The sequence below is a fragment of the Janthinobacterium sp. Mn2066 genome (genome assembly GCF_049319705.1).
Taxonomy (GTDB): domain Bacteria; phylum Pseudomonadota; class Gammaproteobacteria; order Burkholderiales; family Burkholderiaceae_D; genus Janthinobacterium.
In genome coordinates this window covers 265,398-285,701 of the sequence record NZ_JBMOUF010000008.1, presented here as the reverse complement: position 1 = coordinate 285,701, position 20,304 = coordinate 265,398, and the positions used below count along the sequence as shown (strand labels likewise).

The following is a 20,304-nucleotide window of genomic DNA, read 5'->3' as shown; positions in this document are numbered from 1 at the left end:
AACCCATCAGCAGTGCTCCCTCTTAGCGCGACTGGCGCTGCAAGATGTTGGAGAATTCCTCGACGAAGCTCTCGAAACGGATCGCCAGGCGGTCGATATCGTGCGAAAAACGGTTGTAGGCAACCACCGCTGGAATTGCGGCGAACAGGCCGATGGCGGTGGCGATCAGCGCTTCGGCAATGCCGGGCGCCACGGCGGCCAGGGTGGCTTGTTGTACGTTGGCCAGGCCGCGGAAGGCGTTCATGATGCCCCATACGGTGCCGAGCAAGCCGATATACGGCGAGACGGAGCCGACCGAAGCGAGGAAGGCCAGGTGCGATTCCAGTGCATCCATTTCGCGCTGGAAGGCAGCGCGCATGGCGCGGCGGGCGCCATCGAGCACGGCGCCGACGTCCAGCGCTTCGCGTGGGCTGTAGGAAGCCTTGCCCTTGATGAATTCGCCCATGCCGGCGTCGAAGATGCGGGCCAGCGCGCCGCTCTTGTCGCGGTTGCCGCTGGCGCTCTGGTGCAGCGCATGCAGGTTGCCGCCGGCCCAGAAGCTGCGTTCAAATTCGATCGTCTGGCGGCGCGCCTGGCGCACCGCAAACACCTTGCGGAAAATATAGGTCCAGCTGGTCAGGGAGATCAGCAACAGCAGGGCCATGATCAGTTGCACGATCAGGTGGGCATTGGTGATGAGCGCGAGGAAAGAAAGATCTTGTGAAACGTTCATTGGCTGTCAGTCTGTTGGTGAATTATCCGGAAGGTGGGAGTGCTTCAGGCGTCGCGCATGCGGGCGCTCAAGTCATTGGGCAAGGCGCGCGGGCGCAGTGCCGCATCGACGCAGCCGATCTTGACGCGGGCTGTGTTGAGCAAGGTGTCGCCGCACCAGGCCTGTTGCAGGAAAACGATGGAAGCGCGCCCCAATTTTTCTATACTTAATGTTAATTTTAACGTGTCATCGAGCTTCGCTGGCGCATGATAGTCAGTGCTGATGCTTTTGACTACCAGCGCTGCGTCATGCTGCTGCTTCAATGCCTGATGGTCAATCCCCGTGGCGCGCAACCATTCCGTGCGCGCGCGCTCAAAGAATTTCAAGTAGTTGGCGTGATAGACAATGCCGCCGGCGTCGGTGTCTTCGTAGTAGACACGTACATTCCAGGTAAAGACTGAAGGCATGTTTATTGCGCCATATTAATGAGATTGAGCAACATTTTACGCGATTTTTCTTATCACAAGGAAAGGCGCTTGCCGAAATGCCATGCTTAAAGGGGCCACAAGTTGCACCGCAGCATTGTGTGAGAACACTGGCTGTGATGACAAGCCTCGTAACATACGCTTACAAGCCATTTTCAGGTTTAAGTCCAGCTTAAGAAGCGCCCCCTTGACGCCGGAAATTCCCGGCATTTCTGCCCGCCTTTCCGGGCGCGCGGCGATTATAGCTGCACAGTTGCATTCCTTGCTCAATTTGAGCACTTAACTTACAATTTGTGTTCCATTACGTCTCACGTGACTGGCGAAAAGTCGGGATGATCTCCATAGGTGGCGGTCGGTTTCCGGCGAAAGGTGGGCATCCACCGGGAAACGTGAGATTTCATCAGCCGTTCGCCTGGGCAGCCACTATGGAAATGCACGAAGAGGCTGCCTGCTCAATGTTGTTTTTCACTCAACTCCGGCTCCCCTCATTCGATCCAACCTGCCAGTACAAGCACCCTCATACTTGGAGTTTTTACATGTTTGCAAAAGATCACACCCTCGCCAACGTCGATCCTGAATTGTTCGCCGTTATCCAGAAAGAAAACGTGCGCCAGCACGATCACATCGAGTTGATCGCGTCGGAAAACTATACGTCGCCAGCCGTGATGGAAGCACAAGGCTCGCAGCTGACCAACAAGTATGCCGAAGGCTACCCAGGCAAGCGCTACTACGGCGGTTGCGAATACGTCGATGTGGCCGAGCAACTGGCGATCGACCGTGTCAAACAATTGTTTGGCGCCGAAGCCGCCAACGTGCAGCCTAATTCCGGTTCGCAGGCGAACCAGGGCGTGTTCTTCGCCATGCTGAAACCGGGCGACCTGATCATGGGTATGTCGCTGGCCGAAGGCGGTCACCTGACCCACGGCATGCCGCTGAACATGTCGGGCAAATGGTTCGAGGTGGTGTCCTACGGTCTGACGGCCGAAGAAGACATCGACTACGAAGCCATGGAGCGCCTGGCGCGTGAACGCAAGCCCAAGCTGATCATCGCCGGCGCGTCGGCCTTCTCGAAAAAGATCGACTTCGAGCGTTTCTCGAAAATCGCCAAGGAAGTCGGCGCCTACTTCATGGTCGACATGGCCCACTACGCCGGCCTGATCGCCGCTGGCCTGTATCCGAATCCGGTGCCATTCGCCGACTTCGTGACCTCGACCACGCACAAATCGCTGCGCGGCCCACGCGGCGGCATCATCCTGATGAAGGCCGAGCACGAAAAAGCCATCAATTCGGCCATCTTCCCTGGTATCCAGGGCGGCCCGCTGATGCACGTGATCGCCGGCAAAGCCGTTGCCTTCAAGGAAGCGCTGAGCCCGGAATTCGTGGAATACCAGAAGCAAGTCGTCAAGAACGCCGACGTGCTGGCGAAAACCCTGATCAAGCGCGGCCTGCGCATCGTGTCCGGCGGCACCGAATCGCACGTCATGCTGGTCGACCTGCGCGCCAAGAACCTGACGGGCAAGGAAGCCGAAGCCATCCTCGGTTCCGCGCACATCACCTGCAACAAGAACGGCATCCCGAACGACCCGCAAAAACCATTCGTCACCTCGGGCATCCGCCTGGGCAGCCCGGCGATGACCACGCGCGGTTTCAAGGAGGCGGAAGCCGAGCAAGTGGGCAACCTGATCGCCGACGTGCTGGACAATCCGCATGACGCCGCCACCATCGAACGCGTCAAGGCGGCCGTGAAAGTACTGGCTGATGCGCACCCTGTGTACGCTGCATAATTGTTTGTCCAGAATGTGTCATACAGAGTAAGATTCTGCATGACACATTCCAGTCGTGCCCCAGGGCGCCCGGAGTGTATCCTGGCGCCCTTGTTTTTAAGACGCCTTGACATAAAACCACTATAAAGTTGTATCTGCCCCATGAAATGTCCATTTTGCCAGCACGGCGACACCCAGGTCCTCGATACGCGCGTATCGGAGGAGGGCGATGCCATACGGCGCCGCCGCCGCTGCGGCAAATGCGACAAGCGTTTTACGACCTACGAACGGATTGAACTTATCATGCCGGCCGTCGTCAAAAAGAATGGCAGCCGGACGGAGTTCGCTGCGGATAAGTTGCGCGGCAGTCTGATGCTGGCCTTGCGCAAGCGCCCCGTCGCGGCCGCCTCCGTGGATACGGCCATCGTTTCCATCCAGGAAAAACTGCTGACCAGCGGACTGCGCGAAGTCGATTCCGGCTACATCGGAGAATTGGTCATGCAGGAACTCAAATTGCTCGACAAGATCGCCTATATCCGCTTCGCTTCCGTGTACAAGAATTTTGAAGACCTGGCGGAATTCCAGGATGCGATCGCCGAAGTGGGCCATCCGCGTAAGCCTTAATTTACTGCATGTTTTGAGTCTGCCTGGCAAGCGGACTCTTCAATTCTAGCCTCGTTTTTCTCCCTCATTTCCCCCTTATCGCTGCGCTGTTTGCGCTAGCTCATGTTTGAATTCTGCTGTCGACCTATCGTTTAGCTGGGCCGGGCGTATTTGCGGTTCTTCTTTCTTTGTCAGGGGGAGTTGGCCATGCATAGCGGCAGTCATGGCAGTAGCCTGGTCGAAGTGCTGGTGGCGCTGTTGCTGCTGGCAATCGGCGTGCTGGGCGGCAGTGTGCTGCACCTGGCGTCCTTGCGTGCGCGTCACGAATCGGTCTTGCTGTCGACGGCGGCGCAACTGGCGGCGGGCATGGCCGAGCGCATGCGGAGCAACAGCGGGCTGCCCGATGCCGGCAATCCCTATCTTGGACTGGACTACGATGCATCGCTTGACGCCGGTGCGGGCGATGGCGGCCAATCCGCGTGTTTCGGCGCCGCAGCGTGTACCGGCGCGCAACTGGCGCAATTCGATATCGCCGAATGGAAACAGCAATTGCGCTCTGCGCTACCCGGCGCGCGGCTGCTGATCTGCCGCGACCTGCAAGCCTGGGATACGGCAGCGCACGGCTTGCACTGGACCTGCAGCGGCGGCAGCGGCGCGCCCATCGTTATCAAGCTGGGCTGGCGCGGGCGGCCAACTGACCGGCAAACCGCTGGGCAAACTGCCGAGGCCTTGCCCAGGCTGGCCATGCAACTGGGCGGAGGCAGCCCATGAGGACGCTTCTTCAAAGAGGCATGAGCCTGGTCGAACTGCTGGTGGCGCTGGGCCTGGGCGCCATGCTGATATTGGCGGCCAGTGCCATGCTGCTGGCCGCCAGCGCCAGTTATGCAGACCAGGCGGCCAACGCGCGTTTGAGCGACAACGGCCGCTATGCGCTGGACACCATCGCCCGCGCCGTACGCCAGACGGCGTACGTGAACTGGGACGCCGGCGCCGCACCCCTGATGCACGCTCCCTATGGCAGCGCCAATATCGCCGGACTCGATGCACGCAGCCTGGGCAAGAACAGTGATGGCATTTCGCTGCCTTTGACGAATGCCGTGCATGGCAGCGATGTGCTGGCCTTGCGCTATGACGGCGCAGGCAAGGATGCGGGCGGCGACGGTTCCGTGCTCAATTGCGCCGGCTTTGGCGTGGGTGCCGCAGATACACAGGCACAACGGGGCTGGAGCATATTTTATGTGGCCCGCGACGATGCGGGCGACGCTGAATTACGCTGCAAGTACCGGTCGGCAAGCGGCGGCTGGGGCGCCGACGCCATCATCCGTGGCGTCGACAGTTTCCAGGTCTTGTATGGCCTCGATACGGATGCTCCGCCCGATGGCGTACCGAACCAGTACGTAAATGCCAGCGAACTGGCTGCGCGCGATGCGGCTCTGACGCTGGTGGGCGCGGACGCAGCGGCACGGCAGCGCGACTTGCATCAGCGCACGCACTGGAAAAGGGTGGCCAGCGTGCGCGTGGCCTTGCTGCTGCATGGTGAAACGGGGAATGCATCTGCTGCGCAGCTGGGGCCGGCGCAATTCGACCTGTTCGGCGCGGCGTACGCCGACGCGTATGGCGCGACCGATGCTGGCGTGCGCATCGTGCGTGCCAGCTTGCCGCTGCTCCAGCAGGGCCGTCACTATCACCTGGTGCAGCTGACGATCATGCTGCGCAATATGCCGACGTAGTTGAATATGGGAAGCGTGATGCCTGTCCACCAGAACGCGTTGGCAAGCAGGCCAGGGCAACGTGGCGTGGCGCTGGTGTTTACCTTGTGTTTGCTGCTGGTCATCCTGTTGCTGGGCGTATCGGCGGCGCAAATGGCCTTGTTGGGAGAGAAGGCTGCGCGTGGCGAGCGCGACCGGCATACTGCTTTTCACGCCGCAGAGGAGGCGCTGATGGATGCGGAACGCGACATCGAAGGCCAGCCGGCCGCACCGGGCCGCAGCGCCATGTTTGCACCAGACAGCGCAGCCGGTTTTGCAGCGGATTGTGGCGAACAGCCGGGATTGTGCTTGCCTGCGACCGGATCGGCGCCACCCGTATGGCTAGTCAAGGATCTCGCTGCAGATGATGAGGGTGTGGGTACCACAGTCGCGTATGGCCGCTTTACGGGCGCAGCCATGCAAACGGGGCAGGGATTTTTGCCATTTCGGCGTCCCCGTTACCTGATTGAATTGCTGCCGTTTCATGCGCCGGGCGAGGAGGCGGGAGCCGCCGCACCTGCCAGTTATCTGTACCGCGTGACGGCCATCGGTTTTGGCGCCAATGGAGATACGCAGGTCGTGCTGCAAACGTATTACCGCAAGCAGCCGGCCGGGGTGGCGCCATGAAATCGGTGCTGCACACCTTGCTGCTGGCAGCTTGCCTGTGTTGTCTCAGTGTATATGCTGCTGCACCCACGGTGGCCCTGGACCGCTCCGATGTCGGCTTGCAAGGCGCCCGGGTGCTGCCCAATGTGCTGCTCAATCTATCGTTTACGCACGCGGCCGCCGCCGCTGCCTATGCCGATGAGTATGCGCCCACACGCGAATACGCCGGTTATTTTGACGTGCGCTCTTGCTATGTTTATCCCTATCGCAGCCAGGGTGGCGCCAGCGTACCGGACTTGCGCGTAGCGACCGCTTACTTCTCCGTGCTGAAACCGGCGGATGGACAACATGGCTGTGGCGGCGATAGTTTCAGCGGCAACTTTTTGAACTGGGCCGGCACCAGCATGCTCGACATCGTGCGCTATGCTTTTACGGGCGGCGACCGGGTGATCGATGAAGTGCGCAAGACGGTAGTGCAACGCGCTTATCTTCCCGATGGCAACACAGGTATCGACTTTTATGCCCATGCAGCGTATTTTCCCCGCAAGCTGTTGCGCCAGGGTGTGCAAACGGTCACGCCATTTTCAGTGGAGCAACTGTCCATTGTTTCTTGCCGCAACCGCCTGCTGTTTGGCGCTGGCGCGCTGGCGCAGGGCGGCAGTTGCGAATCGCCCGGCATGGCCGCCAGTTTGGGCATATTCCTGGCCCGCGTGCGCGTCTGCGATGCGCTGGAAGGTCCGCTGCGGCCCGATTTGTGTATGGCTTACGGCAAGAATTACAAGCCGGTGGGCGCGATACAACGCCATGGCGGCAGGCTGCGCATCGGCGTTTTCGGCCACGTGAACGCGATGCCATCGACGGATGCCCACGTGTACGGCGGCGTGCTGCGCGCGCCGCTGGCGCAGTTGGGAGCGCAGCGCTTGATGTCGCCCGATTTCTTGCCGCAAGATTCTCCCGATGCCGAATGGTTTGCGACGACCGGCGTCTACACGGGTCGTGGCGGCGGGGTGACCACTTACATCAATACGCTGGGTCGCAGCGATACACCGCACCCGGGCGCCTATGCCAGGGCGGCCCCGCTGGCGGAATTGCTGTATGAATCCTTGCGCTACCTGCAGGGGCGGCAAGCCAGCGCCGCCATGGCGCAAGTGGCCGATGATGGCTGGCCTGTTATTACGAACTGGAATGATCCGCAAGTGGCCAGTTGCCAGCGCCATATCGTGATCAGCCTGGGCGACGCCGGCATGACGGCTGATCGTTATGTGCCGGGAAATCTGCCCAATAGCGGGGCCGACCCCGGTGACCGCGCGCGTGGTGTCGATGGTTTTGTTGCACCGCCGCTGGACGTGATGGCCTGGACGCGGGCGGTCGGGGCGCTGGAGATGCAGCGCGGCAGCAATCTGGCGGGGTTGGAATGGATGAGGGACGGCATGGGCGGCGCCAGTTTTCATGCGGCTGGCCTCGCATACTGGTCGCATGTGTCTGCGCTGCGTCCGGGCGGAAGTGTTGGCTCGCTGACGCACTATGCGGGGGAGTTGCTGCCCGCCAATCATGTCGCTGCCGCCACGACACCGCTGGTATTGGCCGCCAGGCATGGCGCTGATCGTGATAGTGATGTCGATAGCGGTTTGCCCAGCCATTATTTGTCGGGCAGCGACCCTGTGGCCCTGATCGCCGGCGTGCGCGCCGCTTTCCTGGCGGCCGACCATGGCGTGCCGTCTACTGCGGTAGCAGGCCCTTCGTTGATGGCCTTGGCCAGCGGCGCAGAAGGAGCGTATCTGTTCCAGTCGCAGATGCAGTTGTCTGATGGCAGCATGACCCTGTCGCGCCTGCCTTTTACTGTGGGTGCCGATGGTGCCGTGATTGCCGGCAAACCGCTGTGGGTGGCTGGCCAGGCCGCGCGGCCCGTGTTTACACCCGCTGCGTCAGGCGCATTGATTCCATTGTCATGGCCGCGCCTGGATGCAGGGCAGCGCAGCATCTTCGATGGCGAGGATAGTCAGGATGGTTTGGGCGACGCGCGCGTTCATTATCTGCTGGGGGAACGGATGCGCGAGGTGGGCCAGCCTGGCGGCGTCTTGCGCCGCCGGACCGGCACCCTGGGCGCGGCGCCTTACGGCAACCTTGTGTATGTGGGCACGCCATCGTTGGGGCTGGCGGGCGCGGACTATGCGCTGCACCGTAAATCGTTGCAGGTGCGGCGCAAGATGCTGTATCTGGGCGCCAATGATGGCTTGCTGCATGGTTTCGATGCGCGCACCGGCAGCGAGCTGTTCGCTTATTTGCCGCACGCCCTGCTGCATGGGGCTGCCGCCAGTGCGAGCACCCACTACGGAGGCGGCCCGCTGCTCGATGGCGCTGCCGCCAGCGCAGAAGTGCTGGTGCAGGGGCGCTGGAAAACGGTGCTGGTGTCCGGCATGGGCGGTGGCGCGCAAGGCCTGTTTGCGCTCGACGTGACGGACCCGGAACGTTTCGCGCAAGCAGGAGCGTTGTGGGAATTTACCGACCGCGATGACAGCAGCATGGGCAATCTGCGCGCGCCGCCCGGCTTTGCCAGGCTGAACATGAGCAGCAAGGATAGCTTGCCCGTTTACCGCGATTTTGTGATCGTCTCCAGCGGCTATAACAATACGGTGGATGATGGGCATGCAGTCGGCAAGCCAGCTGCCGCCATTTTCCTGTTGGCGCTGGACAAGGCGCCCGGCGTGCCGTGGCAGCTGGGTAGCAACTACTATCGCCTGAAAGTGCCGCTGGTACAGGTCGATAGCGCTGATGGTGATACGGGCGTGGCGGCGCAGGCCCTGGCGCCGCCCGCCCTGGTAGCCGGCAACGATGGCGCGCTTGGCCTTGCCTATGCGGGTGATTTGCAGGGCAATCTCTGGCGCATCGATTTTACCGGCGGGCCACCATGGAGCGATGGCGGGGCGCGCAAACTCGTTTTTGTCGCGCGCGATGCAAAAGGAGTGCGCCAGCCGATCTCGCAGCAAGTCAAAGTGGCGTATGCAGCGGCTGGCGGTTATCTGTTGCTGTTCGGCACCGGCAAGTTGGCCGAGGCGGCCGACACCTGGCCCTCGGCCCTGCTGTCGCAATCGTTTTATGCCGTGCACGATGACTTGAGCGAGCTGGCGCCCACGCGTAGCCGCAATAGCCTGGAGCAGCGCAGCCTGGGCGTGGCGACGGATGGCTATGTCGTCACTGGCGCCGAGCTGCGCTACGCCGGTACGGCAACGGACGACGCGGGCGCCAGGCATGGCTGGTATCTGGATTTCAATAATACGGCGCAGACGGGCGAACGCAGCATCCATAGCCCCGTGCTGGCTGCTGGCCAAGTGTTTTTCAATACCGTCTTGCCGGGGCACGATGCCTGCGCCAGGCCGGCCACAAGGCTGTATGTGCTTGATGCGCTCGGTGGCTTTGCCGCCGATGGTCTGGGCTTGATACAGGCGGATGCGATCACGGGCCGCTTGCTTGACGGCCTGGCACGTGCGCCGCCGCTGGTACTGGAAATCAAGAGCAGCGTCGCTGCGGCAGGGGCGACCGGGCGGGCCGAGGGGCGCAAGCAATTTGCCGTGTTACAACCCGGCTTGCCGGGCGCCGCCGTCAAGGTCGTCAGTGCGCCGCTGCCGGCCAGACGCCTGAGCTGGCGCGAAGTGGCGAACTGGCGCGAATTGCATGAGGCTGCCAAGAAATAGCTGTCACCATCGAAAGGAGGGACCATGCCACGCACGCTGGAGTTTTCTTCGATCAGGCAGGGTTTCAGCCTGATCGACATGATGGCCGTGCTGGTGATTCTGTCGCTGTTGCTGGCGCTGGCCTTGCCCGCCTACTACGGCCATGTGCTGCGGGCCAAGCGGGTACAAGGGCAAGCGGCCTTGCTGCAGTTGATGCAGCAGCAGGAACGTTATTACTCGCAAAATAATAGCTATCTGCTTTTTTCGGCGGCCTCAACCGACCCGGTAGCCAAACAATTCCAGTGGTGGTCTGGCGAGGGTCCCGAGGGCAATGCTGGCCGCAGCGCGTATGAAATCGAGGCCATCGCCTGTCCTGGCGTGCAGATCAATCCATGCGTGCTGCTGCGGGCCTTGCCAGGCACACCCAGGGTAGACCAGCACTTCCGCGATCCCGATTGCGGCGTACTGAGTTTGAATAGCGCCGGTGTGCGCGCCAGCAGCGGGCCGGCTGCCCATTGCTGGCCTTAGCCATGGTGGTCGAAAGCTGCTTATGGAGGGAGGAAATATGCTTTCAAGCAGGCTTGCCGGTCACACCATGCTGGAATTGCTGGCCGTATTGTCGATCGCCGGCGTGCTGGCGGCGGCCGCCTTGCCCAGCCTGCAGCAGATGCTGGAGCGCCAACGCTTGCGGGCGGCGTCCACGGATTTGTTTTCTGCCATCGAATTGACGCGGGCGCAGGCGATGGCGCGTGGCCGGCGGGTGCTGCTGATGCCGGCCGGGCCGGGCGGCATGGATTGGCGCACGGGCTGGCTGGTGTTTATCGACCGCAATGGCAACCTGGTGTTCGATGACGGCGATGAGCTGCTGTTCCGCCAGGGCCCGCTGGCGGCGGGCATCAGCGCACAGTTTGCTTTTACGTCGGGCGCGGCGCCGTTTTATATTGCCTATAATGGAGCGGGCCGCAGTTGCAGTGCCAGCAATAGCCTGGCGGCGCGCTGGGGCACGATGTCCTTGATTTCAGGAAAACAGGTACGACATATTAAAATCAATATGCTGGGCAGGGTGCGCACGTGCGATCCGCAGCAGGTGGCCAATTGCAGTGGCGTGGCGGAAAGTTAGCCGCTGCGGCAACGCCAGGCAAGTCATGTTCTTATTTAATCGTCTTATTTGGTAACCTTATTCAGTAACCTTATTCAGCAACCTTATTCAGCAACCTTCAAGCAAAGTAGCCTGTGGAAATACTCAATGATGTAGATGGCATGCGCCTGGCGTTGGCATGGGCGGCGCGCGGTTTGTATGTGACCTCGCCCAATCCCCGTATCGGCTGCGTGATCGTCAAGCATGGCCTGGTGATCGGCGCCGGCGTGACGCAGGCGGCAGGGCATGATCATGCCGAAGTGCAAGCGCTGGCCGATGCCAGGGCGCGCGGCAACGACGTGCGCGGCGCTACCGCCTATGTCACCCTGGAGCCGTGCAACCACCATGGCCGCACGCCGCCGTGTTCGGATGCGCTGGTGCGCGCCGGCTTGGGCCGTGTCGTGGCCGCCATGACGGACCCGAACCCGCTGGTGGCAGGGCAGGGCCTGGCCAAGCTGGAAGCGGCCGGTATCGCCGTCACCACCGGGGTGCTGGCCGATGAGGCGTACGAAATGAATATCGGCTTTTTTTCGCGCATGCAGCGCGGCAAGCCCTGGGTGCGTTTGAAAACGGCCGCCAGCCTCGATGGCATGACGGCCTTGCACAATGGCCAGAGCCAATGGATCACGGGACCGGAAGCGCGCGCCGATGGCCACGCCTGGCGCGCGCGCGCCTGCGCCATCCTGACGGGCATCGGCACGGTGAAAGCCGACGATCCGCAATTGAATGTGCGCGCCGTGGAAACGCCGCGCCAGCCACGCCGTATCGTGATCGACAGCCGGCTTGAGATCAGCCCCGATGCGCGTATCTTGGCGGGCGGTGGCACCTGGATCGTGGCGGCTGTGCCCAACCCTGAAAAGGAAGCGCAGCTGCGCGCGCTGGGCGCGGAAATCATCCTGCTGCCGAATGCGGCCGGCAAGGTGGATTTGCCCGAGCTGATGCTGGAACTGGGCCGGCGCCAGATCAATGAAGTGCATGTCGAGGCGGGCGCCAAGCTGAACGGTTCGCTGATACGCGAAGGCTGCGTGGACGAACTGCTGGTCTACCTGGCGCCGACCGTGCTCGGCGACGCACAGGGCATGTTCAGCTTGCCCGCGCTGACGGATTTGAACAAAAAATACGCCTTGCAATTTCACCAGGTTCAGCAGGTCGGCGCAGATGTGCGTATCCTTGCAAGATTCACCGAACGCAATTCATAACTTTTTACTTTTTACAGGTCGACCATGTTTACAGGAATTGTTGCCGCGATTGGCAAAATTGAAACCGTATTGCCGCTGGAAGGCGGCCTCGAGGCCGGCGTGCGCCTCTCCATCCATGCGGGCGGCTTGCCGCTGGCCGACGTGGCGCTGGGCGATTCGATCGCCATCAATGGCGCGTGCATGACGGTGGTGGAAAAAACGGACACCAACTTTACCGTCGACGTTTCGCGCGAAAGCCTCAATTGCACCGTCGGTCTCGATACCACCACGGAAGTGAACCTGGAAAAAGCGCTGACCCTGGCGGAACGCCTGGGCGGCCATCTGGTCTCTGGCCACGTCGATGGCCTGGGCATCGTGCGCAAGTTCGAAGCCGTGGGCGAATCGTGGGAACTGGTCATCGAAGCGCAGCAGGAACTGGCGAAATACCTGGCTTTGAAAGGTTCCGTGGTCGTCAACGGCGTGTCCTTGACCGTCAACCGTGTGGAAGACCTGGGGCCGGGCGCCGTGAACGGCTGCCGTTTCTCGATTAATTTGATTCCCCACACCATCGCCATGACCACCTTGAAACATTTGAAGGTTGAAGCCAAAGTGAACCTGGAAATCGATTTGATCGCCCGTTACGTGGAACGCATGTTGTCGCTCGATAAGTCTGCGGCTTAAATACGGCTGGCTTACCCCATTCTTTGAGGTAAGCCACTGTCAGGCCTATTTTGCTTTTTCTCCAGGCTTTGCTTTTTCTGTAGAGACGCATACTATGAAGCTTTCCGCAGTGGAGGGCTGTCATGGACCCGATTTCGCGCGCGACTCTGCCTAATATTATCCCGGCCACGCCCAAGGTAGGGCCGGCGGGCGCATCAGCGCCGCTGTCTTCCACGGCGGCTGCCCATCTGGCCATTCCCCTCATTTCTTCCACCCTGGTCGATATTTCGCCGCTGGGACAGTTTTTGTCTGGCGTGGCCTTGTCGCGCCGGCAGTTGCTGGCCTTGCAGGGGGCGACCGATGAGGCCAGCCAGGGCGCGACACCTGTCAACCGCGATGCCGACCTGGTGGCGCTGGCACAGCAACTGACGCAATCGTTTGCCCAGCTGCAAACCAGCGGCATCGACGCCAGCCAGTTGTCGACCGGCGATCCGCAAGATAACCTGGCCCAACGTTACGATTTGCTGGCCGGCGATCGCAGCACGGATACGGCGGCCGCGCTGGCCCAGGACAGTTCCCTGCTGACGCAGGCAGATCTGGCCAATATCGGCATCGACTTGCGTAACGAGCAAGTCGATGCCCAACTCCTGCAGGCGGCCTATGCGGCCGATAGCGCGCGAACGCTGGGCGCCTTGCAGCAGGGAACGGATGTGCTGGCCCAGGTGGGCGCCGTACTGGCGCAGCAGCAGGGTGCGCTGGCGGCCACCACGGCGGCCGTCGAAGCGGATTTGAGTGGCGGGGCCGTGCCGGCCGTACCCTTGTCGGCAGCCCAATTGCAGGCACAAGTGCAAGCGCAGACCGATGCCCGGATTTTGAATGGCGAACAAGAGCTGCAGCAGGTCGATGCTATTGCACAGCGGCAACTGGAAGTACAGCAACAGCTGGAAACGGAAGAACTGACCCTGGGCTTGCAGGAAGCCCAGCGGCAGCAGTTGCAGCAGGCGGGTATATCCCAGGCGCCACTGCAGGCGCAACAGCAGAGCCAGTTACAAGATCAGCAGCAGAATCAGGTGCAAGTGCAGCGGGTCGATAGCGACCGGACCGACAGCCAGCGCATCGATACCGAACGCCAGGACCAGCAGCAGATATCGGCGCGGCAGGAGCAGGCGCGGCTGGACGATGTGCGGCAAACCCAGTTGCAGCAGTCGCAGCTGCAAGAGCAGGCGCAAGTGGCGGCTGATGAGGCGGCGCGCGCGCAACGGGCTGCCAGCGATGCGCAAATCGCGGCCCAGGCGGCCGCTGAGCGCGCACAAGCGCTGGCCAGCCAGCTGCAGTTGCAGGCCGATCAGGGCTTGGCGACGACGGCGCAGGCGCAGCAGGCGCAGCAAAATGCGCAAGTCCAGCAGCTCGCCGCCCAGAACGCGGGCCAGGCCGTGCCTTTGCCCTCATCGCAGGATCCATCCGTGGCGGCGGCGATTGCCGCCTATAACTTGAACAATATTGCCTTGAATCCCGGCTTGATGAACCGCTCCCTGCCTGCCAGCGAGTCGCAAAAGCCGCTGGTGGCGCCCGTTGCTCCGGTAGAGCCCGTCAAGCCGGTGCCGAAAATCTAGGGCAGCAGGGTGGCGTCCAGGGTGATATTGGCTTTCAGCAGTTTCGACACGGGGCAGCCGGCCTTGGCCTTGCCCGTCAATTCCGTGAATTTTGCCTGGTCGGCGCCTGGAATCTTCGCTGTCAGCACCAGGTGGACGGCCGTGATGGCAAAGCCGTCGTCAACCTTGTCGAGCGTGACTTCGGCCGTGGTCTCCAGTTTTTCCGCCGTCAGGCCCGCTTCGCCCAGGATCAGCGACAGCGCCATGGTGAAGCAGCCTGCATGGGCCGCGCCGATCAGTTCTTCGGGGTTGGTGCCGGGCTTGCCTTCGAAGCGGCTGGCAAAGCCGTAGGGATAGTCTTGCAATGCGCCGCTGCGGGTGCTGATGGCGCCCTTGCCGTCCTTGATGCCGCCTGACCAGATGGCCGAACCGTTGGTTTTCATGCTGCCGCTCCTGTGTGTGGGGTGAAAGAAATCAATGGGGGAGAGTGCGGGAAGCGCCGATGCTGCCTGGCTGGCCCATCTTAGGCCATTTGAGCGGACCGCGCCGCGCGCGTGGCTTGCGCAGGATCGCAGCAATGGCATGTTGCCGGGTCGGCACGATATTGGCGCAAGTGCGGTCTATTTCAGGTTTGCAATCGCCAAATCCTTTAAAATAGCAGGTTATAAGAAAATTCCCGGAAAGTCGCGGAAGTTTCGCAGAGGCTGTTCCAGTTTCAATGTCCGTTTCACTAAGAGGATCAAAGATGTCTATTTCCAGCACCGAAGAGATCGTCGCCGAGTTGCGCGCCGGCCGCATGGTGATACTGGTCGATGAAGAAGACCGGGAAAATGAAGGCGATCTGGTGCTTGCCGCCGATTTCGTAACACCTGAAGCAATCAATTTCATGATCACCCACGCGCGTGGCCTGGTCTGCCTGACCCTGACGGAAGAGCGTTGCGACGAGCTGAACCTGTCGATGATGACCTCGCGCAATGGCACCGCCTACGGCACCAACTTCACGGTCTCGATCGAGGCGGCCGAAGGCGTGACGACCGGCATTTCCGCCGCCGACCGCGCCAAGACCATCGAAGTGGCCGTGGCCAAGAGCACGCAGCCCAGCGACATCGTCCAGCCTGGCCATATTTTCCCGCTGAAAGCACAAAAGGGCGGCGTGCTGATGCGCGCAGGCCATACCGAAGCCGGTTGCGACCTGACGGCCATGGCCGGCCTGACGCCCGCTTCCGTGATTTGCGAAATCATGAAGGACGACGGCACCATGGCGCGCCTGCCGGACTTGCTGGTGTTTGCCGAGCAGCATGGCCTGAAGATCGGCACGATTGCCGACCTGATCCATTACCGCAGCCAGACCGAGTCGCTGGTCGAGCGCGTGGCCGAACGCACCCTGCGCACCGCCCATGGCGATTTCCGCCTGATCGCCTTCCGCGACAAGCCCAGCGCGTCGGCCCACCTGGCGCTGGTGCATGGCGACCTGGCGCCGGGACTGGAAGCGCTGGTGCGCGTGCATCAGCCGGTTTCCCTGCTGGACGTGCTGGAAAGCGAAGCGACCACCCACTCGTGGACGGTGGCTGCCTCGCTGGCTGCCATTAAAAAGGCCGAGCGCGGCGTGATGGTGCTGTTGAACTGCGGCGAAACCTCGGGCGAACTGTTTGCCCAGTTCGCTGCGCTCGATACGCCGCAAGCCAAGCCGAAAGGCCGCGCGGCCAGCATGGACCTGCGCAGCTACGGTATCGGCGCGCAAATCCTGCGCGACCTGGGCGTGAGCAAGATGCAATTGCTGGCCAGCCCGCGCAAGATGCCGTCGATGGTGGGTTTTGACCTGGAAGTGACGGGTTTTCAGTGCCATCCGGCCGGCAGCAAAGAAGCGTGCTAAAGAAGTTATTTAAAAGAAATTACTTGATACCGTAGCAGCGTCCAGGCCAGGCCGGCGCTGATCAACCAGATAAAGAGGATCATCATGACCGTAGGAACATACGAAACCAATTTTGCCGGCGAAGGTTTGCGCGTCGGTATCGTCCAGGCACGATTCAATGAAATCGTCGGTGGTGGCTTGCTGTCGGCATGCCTGGGTGAGTTGAGCAAGCTGGGCGTGGCCGATGAAGATATCCTGCACGTGACCGTGCCGGGCGCCCTGGAAATCCCACTGATTCTGCAAAAGATGGCAGAAACCGAGCAATTCGACGCCCTGATCGCACTGGGCGCCGTGATTCGCGGTGAAACCTATCACTTTGAGCTGGTATCGAATGAATCCGGCGCGGGCATCACCCGTGTCGGCCTCGATTACGGCATCCCGATCGCCAACGCCGTGTTGACGACCGAAAACGACGAGCAGGCAGAAGTGCGCATGCTGGTCAAGGGTGCGGAAGCAGCCCGCGTGGCAGTGGAAATGGCCAATCTGGCGCAAGCGCTGGAAGAGTTGCAAGACGTCGACGAAGATTAAGCGCGTGTGATAAGCACGCCATGGCTGCGTTGCAAGGTCTCGCCGTACAATCGTACTGTCTTCGACCTTGCGCCTTGCCATGGCATGCTTCTCGCGCCCGCTTGAGCTGTTGGCTACGGCAGGTTTCAATACACCGTGGCTTATCGTCGGCATATGTAGTGAACAAGTAATTAAGAACAGGTAACAACATGACTGAGAAAAATTTGCTCGCCAATCCCAGCAAGAACCGCACGCCGCGTCACCGCGCGCGCGAGTTTGCGCTGCAGGGACTGTACCAGTGGCTGCTGAACAATGAAGACGCGACCACGGTCGTCAATCATATCCGCGCCGCGCACGGTTTCGACAAGGCGGACGGCGATCATTTCACGGTGCTGCTGTACGGCGCCATCAAGGATTCGCTGGCGCTGCGTGCCAGCGTGGCGCCGTTGATCGACCGCGATATCGCTGAACTGTCGCCGATCGAACACGGCATCCTGCTGATCGGCGCCTACGAGCTGAAAAACAACGTGGAAATCCCTTACCGCGTCGTCATCAACGAAGCGGTGGAACTGGCCAAGTCGTTTGGCGGGATCGACGGTCACAAATATGTGAACGGCGTACTGGACAAGCTGGCCGTGACGTTCCGCGAAGAAGAAGTCAACGCGAATAAACGTAAGTAAGCAAGTAATTGCTGTAAAGCCTGTGGCGATGCCACAGGCTAATAAAAAAGCCACCGCACGCAAGTGCCGGTGGCTTTTTTACTGAACGCCCCTGTGAGGGCTTTTAAAGGGTCACAGGCCGGCGATATTATTACTAGGCACAACTTTGATGGTCAGCGAGCCGGTGTCCTTGGCTGGCATGATGGTTGGTGCCGGGGTGCTGGAGGCCAATACCGGGCCGCTGGTCGGCACGCGCTGGCCGGCCGAGACCTGTTTCAGACGGCGGTATTCGGCCAGTACGCGCGAACCGTAGCCCGAATCGGTGGCAAAGCCTGCCGCGCCCACGTAGGTTTTCAGGCCGGCTTCCACCGAACCGCCACGCGTGACATAGTCTTTCAGGATCAGCGAGCCGACACGGATGTTGGCCACCGGATTCAAGGCAGCTTGCACGCCGCCCATGTCCTGGAATTTTTCATGGTGTATCTTCGACATCACCTGCATCAGGCCTTGTGCGCCGACCGGGCTTTCCGCGAACGGGTTCAGGCCCGATTCAATCGCCATCACGGCCAGGATCAGCAGCGGATCGAGCTTGATTTCACGTGCCGTCAGATATGCCGTCGAGACCAGCATATTGGTGGCGTCGTTGGCAACGCGGTAACGTTTCGACAGCCAGTTGGTGACCCATTGCTGTTGGCGTTGCGTGCCCAGCAAGGCTTTTTCTTCCTTGCTCAACGGCGCTTCGTTGGCGGCTGTCTGTACGGAAGCAGGCGCTTCCATCAGGGCCGACAAGTGCGGTGCTTCAACGGCCTGGGCTTCTGCCATCGGCAGCGGGAACAGGCTGTGCGTCAGTTGCTTGCCCAGGTCGGGGCGGAACATCAGCAGGGCGATCAGTGCAAGTGCGGAAATACCGAAAACTGTCAATGTATGTTGTGCCGTGGCCAATACGCCACGCGCTGAAATGGCCTTTGCGCGCGCACGTAATTGCGCTAACGCTGGCTGGCCCGCCACGGTTGAAGCATCAGACGATGCTTCGGTGCTGCGATGAGTCATAGAGTTCCCCTGAAATGTCGCGTCAACAGGCAGTCCCTCCGCGGTCTCGCGGTACGGTACTGCCAATGCCGTGCATCAGAAATATCACCGTCTGTCGCCGCGTGTAGGGTGCGCGCGAGAGACGCCATCATTGTTTGCCTGAGCTGACCGGTCCCTGTGGTATTGGGTCAGTTGCAATACAACTTCTTACCGGGGGTAAGGCAGACGCCTTTTGAAAACACTCCTTAAAATGTCATGTGGAGCCCCGACTCCGTGAATGAATGAGAGACGCTAAAATCAAGCCTTGGGCCGACGTCCTCTTCAAGTTGGGCGAATTGTAGAAGCCGTTTTATATCAAGTCAATACTAACGAATCGATTCTTTATTACTTTTATGTCTTACTATTTGTCTTGCATTGTGCCAAAAGCCAATAAAATCAATTACTTGGCATAGATCCTTCAGCAACGGCGTCCGACGTCAAAAAAAATTAAAAACACATGAAATATTCAGATTTGCGAGATTTTATTTCTCAGCTGCAAGAAATGGGTGAACTTAAGACCATTTCCACCCCTATTTCACCATATTTGGAGATGACGGAGGTCTGCGACCGCACGTTGCGTGCGGGCGGACCGGCCTTGCTATTTCAAAATCCCACCGGCCACAGCATCCCCGTGCTGGGCAATCTGTTCGGCACGCCGCGCCGGGTCGCGCTGGGCATGGGCGCCGAAGATGTCAGCGAGCTGCGCAAGATCGGCCACGTGCTGGCGCGCCTGAAAGAACCGGAACCGCCGAAGGATTTCAAGGACCTGCTGGGCCTGGGCTCGCTGGTCAAAGCCGTGTGGGATATGTCGCCCAAGGAACTGCGCGGCGCCAAATGCCAGGAAATCGTCTGGGAAGGCAATGACGTCGACCTGGCGCGCCTGCCGATCCAGCATTGCTGGCCGGGCGATATCGCGCCCCTGATTACCTGGGGCCTGGTGATTACCAAGGGACCGAACAAGAAGCGCCAGAACCTGGGCATCTACCGTCAGCAGGTGCTCGGCCGCAACAAGGTCATCATGCGCTGGCTGGCGCACCGGGGCGGGGCGCTGGACTTCCGCGAACACGCGATCCAGAACAAGGGCAAGCCGTATCCGGTCGCCGTCGCGCTGGGCGCCGATCCCGCTACTATATTAGGGGCCGTCACGCCGGTGCCGGACAGCCTGTCCGAATACCAGTTCGCCGGCTTGCTGCGCGGCAGCCGCACGGAGCTGGTCAAAGCCATCGGCAGCGAGCTGCGCGTGCCGGCCTCCGCTGAAATCGTGCTCGAAGGCCATATCTATCCCGATGAAAACCATCCTAGCGGTTATGAACATGCGCTGGAAGGTCCGTACGGCGACCATACCGGCTATTACAATGAGCAGGACAGCTTCCCCGTGTTTACCATCGACCGCATCACCATGCGCCGCGATCCGATTTACCACTCGACGTATACAGGCAAACCGCCCGATGAACCGGCCGTGCTGGGCCTGGCGCTGAACGAGGTCTTCGTGCCGCTGCTGCAAAAGCAGTTCAGCGAAATCACGGATTTCTATTTGCCGCCCGAAGGCTGCAGCTATCGCATGGCCGTGGTGCAGATCAGGAAGCAGTACGCGGGCCACGCCAAGCGCGTGATGTTCGGCGTGTGGAGCTTCTTGCGCCAGTTCATGTATACCAAGTTCATCGTGGTGGTCGACGAAGACGTCAATATCCGCGACTGGAAGGAAGTCATCTGGGCCATCACCACGCGCGTGGACCCGATCCGCGACACGACGCTGGTCGACAATACGCCGATCGATTACCTGGACTTCGCTTCGCCGATCAGCGGCTTGGGCAGCAAGATGGGCATCGACGCCACCAATAAGTGGCCGGGCGAAACCACGCGCGAGTGGGGCACGACGATCACCATGACGCCGGAGGTGAAGGCGCGGGTCGATACCATCTGGCAAGAGCTGGGCTTGTAGCCGGGCTGGCAGTGCCGAGCATATGCGGACTTCCCGTATTGGTTTTTAGCTAAATCCCTGCCAAAATCATGCCTGACGGCA

General features: G+C 60.9%; 19 protein-coding genes and 1 riboswitch. Of the genes, 15 read left to right on the top strand and 4 right to left on the bottom strand.

What is annotated here, in order from left to right:
* Positions 1 to 22: 22 nt before the first annotated feature.
* Positions 23 to 712: a protein TolQ gene (gene tolQ, locus ACL9RI_RS17635; RefSeq protein ID WP_183676767.1), complete on the bottom strand. Its 690-nt coding sequence runs from the start codon at positions 710 to 712 to the stop codon at positions 23 to 25.
* 44 nt (positions 713 to 756) lie between these two features.
* Positions 757 to 1,158 carry a tol-pal system-associated acyl-CoA thioesterase gene (gene ybgC / locus ACL9RI_RS17630; protein ID WP_422727803.1) on the bottom strand — a complete coding sequence of 134 codons (402 nt, stop codon included), beginning with the start codon at positions 1,156 to 1,158 and terminating at the stop codon, positions 757 to 759.
* A 320-nt stretch (positions 1,159 to 1,478) separates the two neighbouring features.
* Positions 1,479 to 1,601, top strand: a riboswitch (ZMP/ZTP riboswitch).
* Positions 1,602 to 1,712: 111 nt separating this feature from the next.
* On the opposite strand from ybgC, the gene glyA reads away from it, so the two are divergent.
* The 11 genes from glyA (at position 1,713) to ACL9RI_RS17575 (ending at position 14,156) form a co-directional block, all read left to right on the top strand.
* Positions 1,713 to 2,960, top strand: a complete 1,248-nt coding sequence (gene glyA / locus ACL9RI_RS17625; RefSeq protein WP_422727802.1) for a serine hydroxymethyltransferase — start codon at positions 1,713 to 1,715, stop codon at positions 2,958 to 2,960.
* Positions 2,961 to 3,101: 141 nt separating this feature from the next.
* The gene (gene nrdR, locus ACL9RI_RS17620) at positions 3,102 to 3,563 is read left to right on the top strand and encodes a transcriptional regulator NrdR (protein ID WP_422727801.1); all 462 of its coding nucleotides are present in this window, start codon (positions 3,102 to 3,104) and stop codon (positions 3,561 to 3,563) included.
* A 186-nt stretch (positions 3,564 to 3,749) separates the two neighbouring features.
* Entirely contained in the window at positions 3,750 to 4,313 is a 564-nt protein-coding gene (gene pilV, locus ACL9RI_RS17615; protein ID WP_422727800.1) for a type IV pilus modification protein PilV, read from the top strand.
* Positions 4,310 to 5,272: a PilW family protein gene (locus ACL9RI_RS17610; RefSeq protein WP_422727799.1), complete on the top strand. Its 963-nt coding sequence runs from the start codon at positions 4,310 to 4,312 to the stop codon at positions 5,270 to 5,272. The genes pilV and ACL9RI_RS17610 overlap by 4 nt, the downstream gene beginning before the upstream one ends.
* 18 nt (positions 5,273 to 5,290) lie before the next feature.
* Complete coding sequence (locus ACL9RI_RS17605; RefSeq protein WP_422727798.1) at positions 5,291 to 5,917, top strand: pilus assembly PilX family protein; 627 nt, start codon at positions 5,291 to 5,293, stop codon at positions 5,915 to 5,917.
* The gene (locus ACL9RI_RS17600) at positions 5,914 to 9,588 is read left to right on the top strand and encodes a pilus assembly protein (RefSeq protein ID WP_422727797.1); all 3,675 of its coding nucleotides are present in this window, start codon (positions 5,914 to 5,916) and stop codon (positions 9,586 to 9,588) included. Before ACL9RI_RS17605 ends, ACL9RI_RS17600 begins: the two co-directional genes overlap by 4 nt.
* A gap of 24 nt (positions 9,589 to 9,612) precedes the next feature.
* Entirely contained in the window at positions 9,613 to 10,095 is a 483-nt protein-coding gene (locus ACL9RI_RS17595) for a type IV pilin protein (protein WP_422727796.1), read from the top strand.
* A gap of 37 nt (positions 10,096 to 10,132) precedes the next feature.
* On the top strand, positions 10,133 to 10,687 hold the full coding sequence (locus tag ACL9RI_RS17590) for a GspH/FimT family pseudopilin (protein WP_422727795.1): 555 nt from the start codon (positions 10,133 to 10,135) through the stop codon (positions 10,685 to 10,687).
* A gap of 113 nt (positions 10,688 to 10,800) precedes the next feature.
* Positions 10,801 to 11,904: a bifunctional diaminohydroxyphosphoribosylaminopyrimidine deaminase/5-amino-6-(5-phosphoribosylamino)uracil reductase RibD gene (gene ribD / locus ACL9RI_RS17585; protein ID WP_422727794.1), complete on the top strand. Its 1,104-nt coding sequence runs from the start codon at positions 10,801 to 10,803 to the stop codon at positions 11,902 to 11,904.
* A gap of 24 nt (positions 11,905 to 11,928) precedes the next feature.
* Positions 11,929 to 12,564: a riboflavin synthase gene (locus ACL9RI_RS17580; RefSeq protein ID WP_422727793.1), complete on the top strand. Its 636-nt coding sequence runs from the start codon at positions 11,929 to 11,931 to the stop codon at positions 12,562 to 12,564.
* 122 nt (positions 12,565 to 12,686) lie between these two features.
* Positions 12,687 to 14,156: a hypothetical protein gene (locus ACL9RI_RS17575; protein ID WP_422727792.1), complete on the top strand. Its 1,470-nt coding sequence runs from the start codon at positions 12,687 to 12,689 to the stop codon at positions 14,154 to 14,156.
* Here ACL9RI_RS17575 and ACL9RI_RS17570 read toward each other — a convergent pair.
* The gene (locus tag ACL9RI_RS17570; RefSeq protein WP_422727791.1) at positions 14,153 to 14,578 is read right to left on the bottom strand and encodes an OsmC family protein; all 426 of its coding nucleotides are present in this window, start codon (positions 14,576 to 14,578) and stop codon (positions 14,153 to 14,155) included. The genes ACL9RI_RS17575 and ACL9RI_RS17570 overlap by 4 nt on opposite strands.
* A 302-nt stretch (positions 14,579 to 14,880) precedes the next feature.
* Between ACL9RI_RS17570 and ribBA the strand changes: the two genes are divergently transcribed.
* The 3 genes from ribBA (at position 14,881) to nusB (ending at position 17,234) form a co-directional block, all read left to right on the top strand.
* Entirely contained in the window at positions 14,881 to 16,008 is a 1,128-nt protein-coding gene (ribBA, locus tag ACL9RI_RS17565; RefSeq protein ID WP_422727790.1) for a bifunctional 3,4-dihydroxy-2-butanone-4-phosphate synthase/GTP cyclohydrolase II, read from the top strand.
* A gap of 84 nt (positions 16,009 to 16,092) precedes the next feature.
* Complete coding sequence (gene ribH, locus ACL9RI_RS17560; RefSeq protein ID WP_183743313.1) at positions 16,093 to 16,575, top strand: 6,7-dimethyl-8-ribityllumazine synthase; 483 nt, start codon at positions 16,093 to 16,095, stop codon at positions 16,573 to 16,575.
* Positions 16,576 to 16,763: 188 nt separating this feature from the next.
* Positions 16,764 to 17,234 (top strand): transcription antitermination factor NusB, encoded by a 471-nt coding sequence (nusB, locus tag ACL9RI_RS17555; protein ID WP_183676781.1) that lies wholly within the window; start codon positions 16,764 to 16,766, stop codon positions 17,232 to 17,234.
* A 111-nt stretch (positions 17,235 to 17,345) separates the two neighbouring features.
* On the opposite strand, the gene ACL9RI_RS17550 is transcribed toward nusB, so the two are convergent.
* On the bottom strand, positions 17,346 to 18,263 hold the full coding sequence (locus ACL9RI_RS17550; RefSeq protein ID WP_422727789.1) for a transglycosylase SLT domain-containing protein: 918 nt from the start codon (positions 18,261 to 18,263) through the stop codon (positions 17,346 to 17,348).
* A gap of 475 nt (positions 18,264 to 18,738) precedes the next feature.
* Here ACL9RI_RS17550 and ubiD point away from each other — a divergent pair, with 475 nt between their 5' ends.
* Positions 18,739 to 20,223, top strand: coding sequence for a 4-hydroxy-3-polyprenylbenzoate decarboxylase (ubiD, locus tag ACL9RI_RS17545; RefSeq protein ID WP_422727788.1), 1,485 nt, complete (start codon positions 18,739 to 18,741; stop codon positions 20,221 to 20,223).
* Positions 20,224 to 20,304: the final 81 nt, after the last annotated feature.

Excerpts from the sequence above, each read along its gene's own strand:
- tolQ (WP_183676767.1), bottom strand. The coding sequence starts at position 712 with ATGAACGTTTCACAAGATCTTTCTTTCCTCGCGCTCATCACCAATGCC.
- ybgC (WP_422727803.1), bottom strand. The coding sequence starts at position 1,158 with ATGCCTTCAGTCTTTACCTGGAATGTACGTGTCTACTACGAAGACACC.
- glyA (WP_422727802.1), top strand. The coding sequence starts at position 1,713 with ATGTTTGCAAAAGATCACACCCTCGCCAACGTCGATCCTGAATTGTTC.
- nrdR (WP_422727801.1), top strand. The coding sequence starts at position 3,102 with ATGAAATGTCCATTTTGCCAGCACGGCGACACCCAGGTCCTCGATACG.
- pilV (WP_422727800.1), top strand. The coding sequence starts at position 3,750 with ATGCATAGCGGCAGTCATGGCAGTAGCCTGGTCGAAGTGCTGGTGGCG.
- ACL9RI_RS17610 (WP_422727799.1), top strand. The coding sequence starts at position 4,310 with ATGAGGACGCTTCTTCAAAGAGGCATGAGCCTGGTCGAACTGCTGGTG.
- ACL9RI_RS17605 (WP_422727798.1), top strand. The coding sequence starts at position 5,291 with ATGCCTGTCCACCAGAACGCGTTGGCAAGCAGGCCAGGGCAACGTGGC.
- ACL9RI_RS17600 (WP_422727797.1), top strand. The coding sequence starts at position 5,914 with ATGAAATCGGTGCTGCACACCTTGCTGCTGGCAGCTTGCCTGTGTTGT.
- ACL9RI_RS17595 (WP_422727796.1), top strand. The coding sequence starts at position 9,613 with ATGCCACGCACGCTGGAGTTTTCTTCGATCAGGCAGGGTTTCAGCCTG.
- ACL9RI_RS17590 (WP_422727795.1), top strand. The coding sequence starts at position 10,133 with ATGCTTTCAAGCAGGCTTGCCGGTCACACCATGCTGGAATTGCTGGCC.
- ACL9RI_RS17580 (WP_422727793.1), top strand. The coding sequence starts at position 11,929 with ATGTTTACAGGAATTGTTGCCGCGATTGGCAAAATTGAAACCGTATTG.
- ACL9RI_RS17575 (WP_422727792.1), top strand. The coding sequence starts at position 12,687 with ATGGACCCGATTTCGCGCGCGACTCTGCCTAATATTATCCCGGCCACG.
- ACL9RI_RS17570 (WP_422727791.1), bottom strand. The coding sequence starts at position 14,578 with ATGAAAACCAACGGTTCGGCCATCTGGTCAGGCGGCATCAAGGACGGC.
- ribBA (WP_422727790.1), top strand. The coding sequence starts at position 14,881 with ATGTCTATTTCCAGCACCGAAGAGATCGTCGCCGAGTTGCGCGCCGGC.
- ribH (WP_183743313.1), top strand. The coding sequence starts at position 16,093 with ATGACCGTAGGAACATACGAAACCAATTTTGCCGGCGAAGGTTTGCGC.
- nusB (WP_183676781.1), top strand. The coding sequence starts at position 16,764 with ATGACTGAGAAAAATTTGCTCGCCAATCCCAGCAAGAACCGCACGCCG.
- ACL9RI_RS17550 (WP_422727789.1), bottom strand. The coding sequence starts at position 18,263 with ATGACTCATCGCAGCACCGAAGCATCGTCTGATGCTTCAACCGTGGCG.
- ubiD (WP_422727788.1), top strand. The coding sequence starts at position 18,739 with ATGAAATATTCAGATTTGCGAGATTTTATTTCTCAGCTGCAAGAAATG.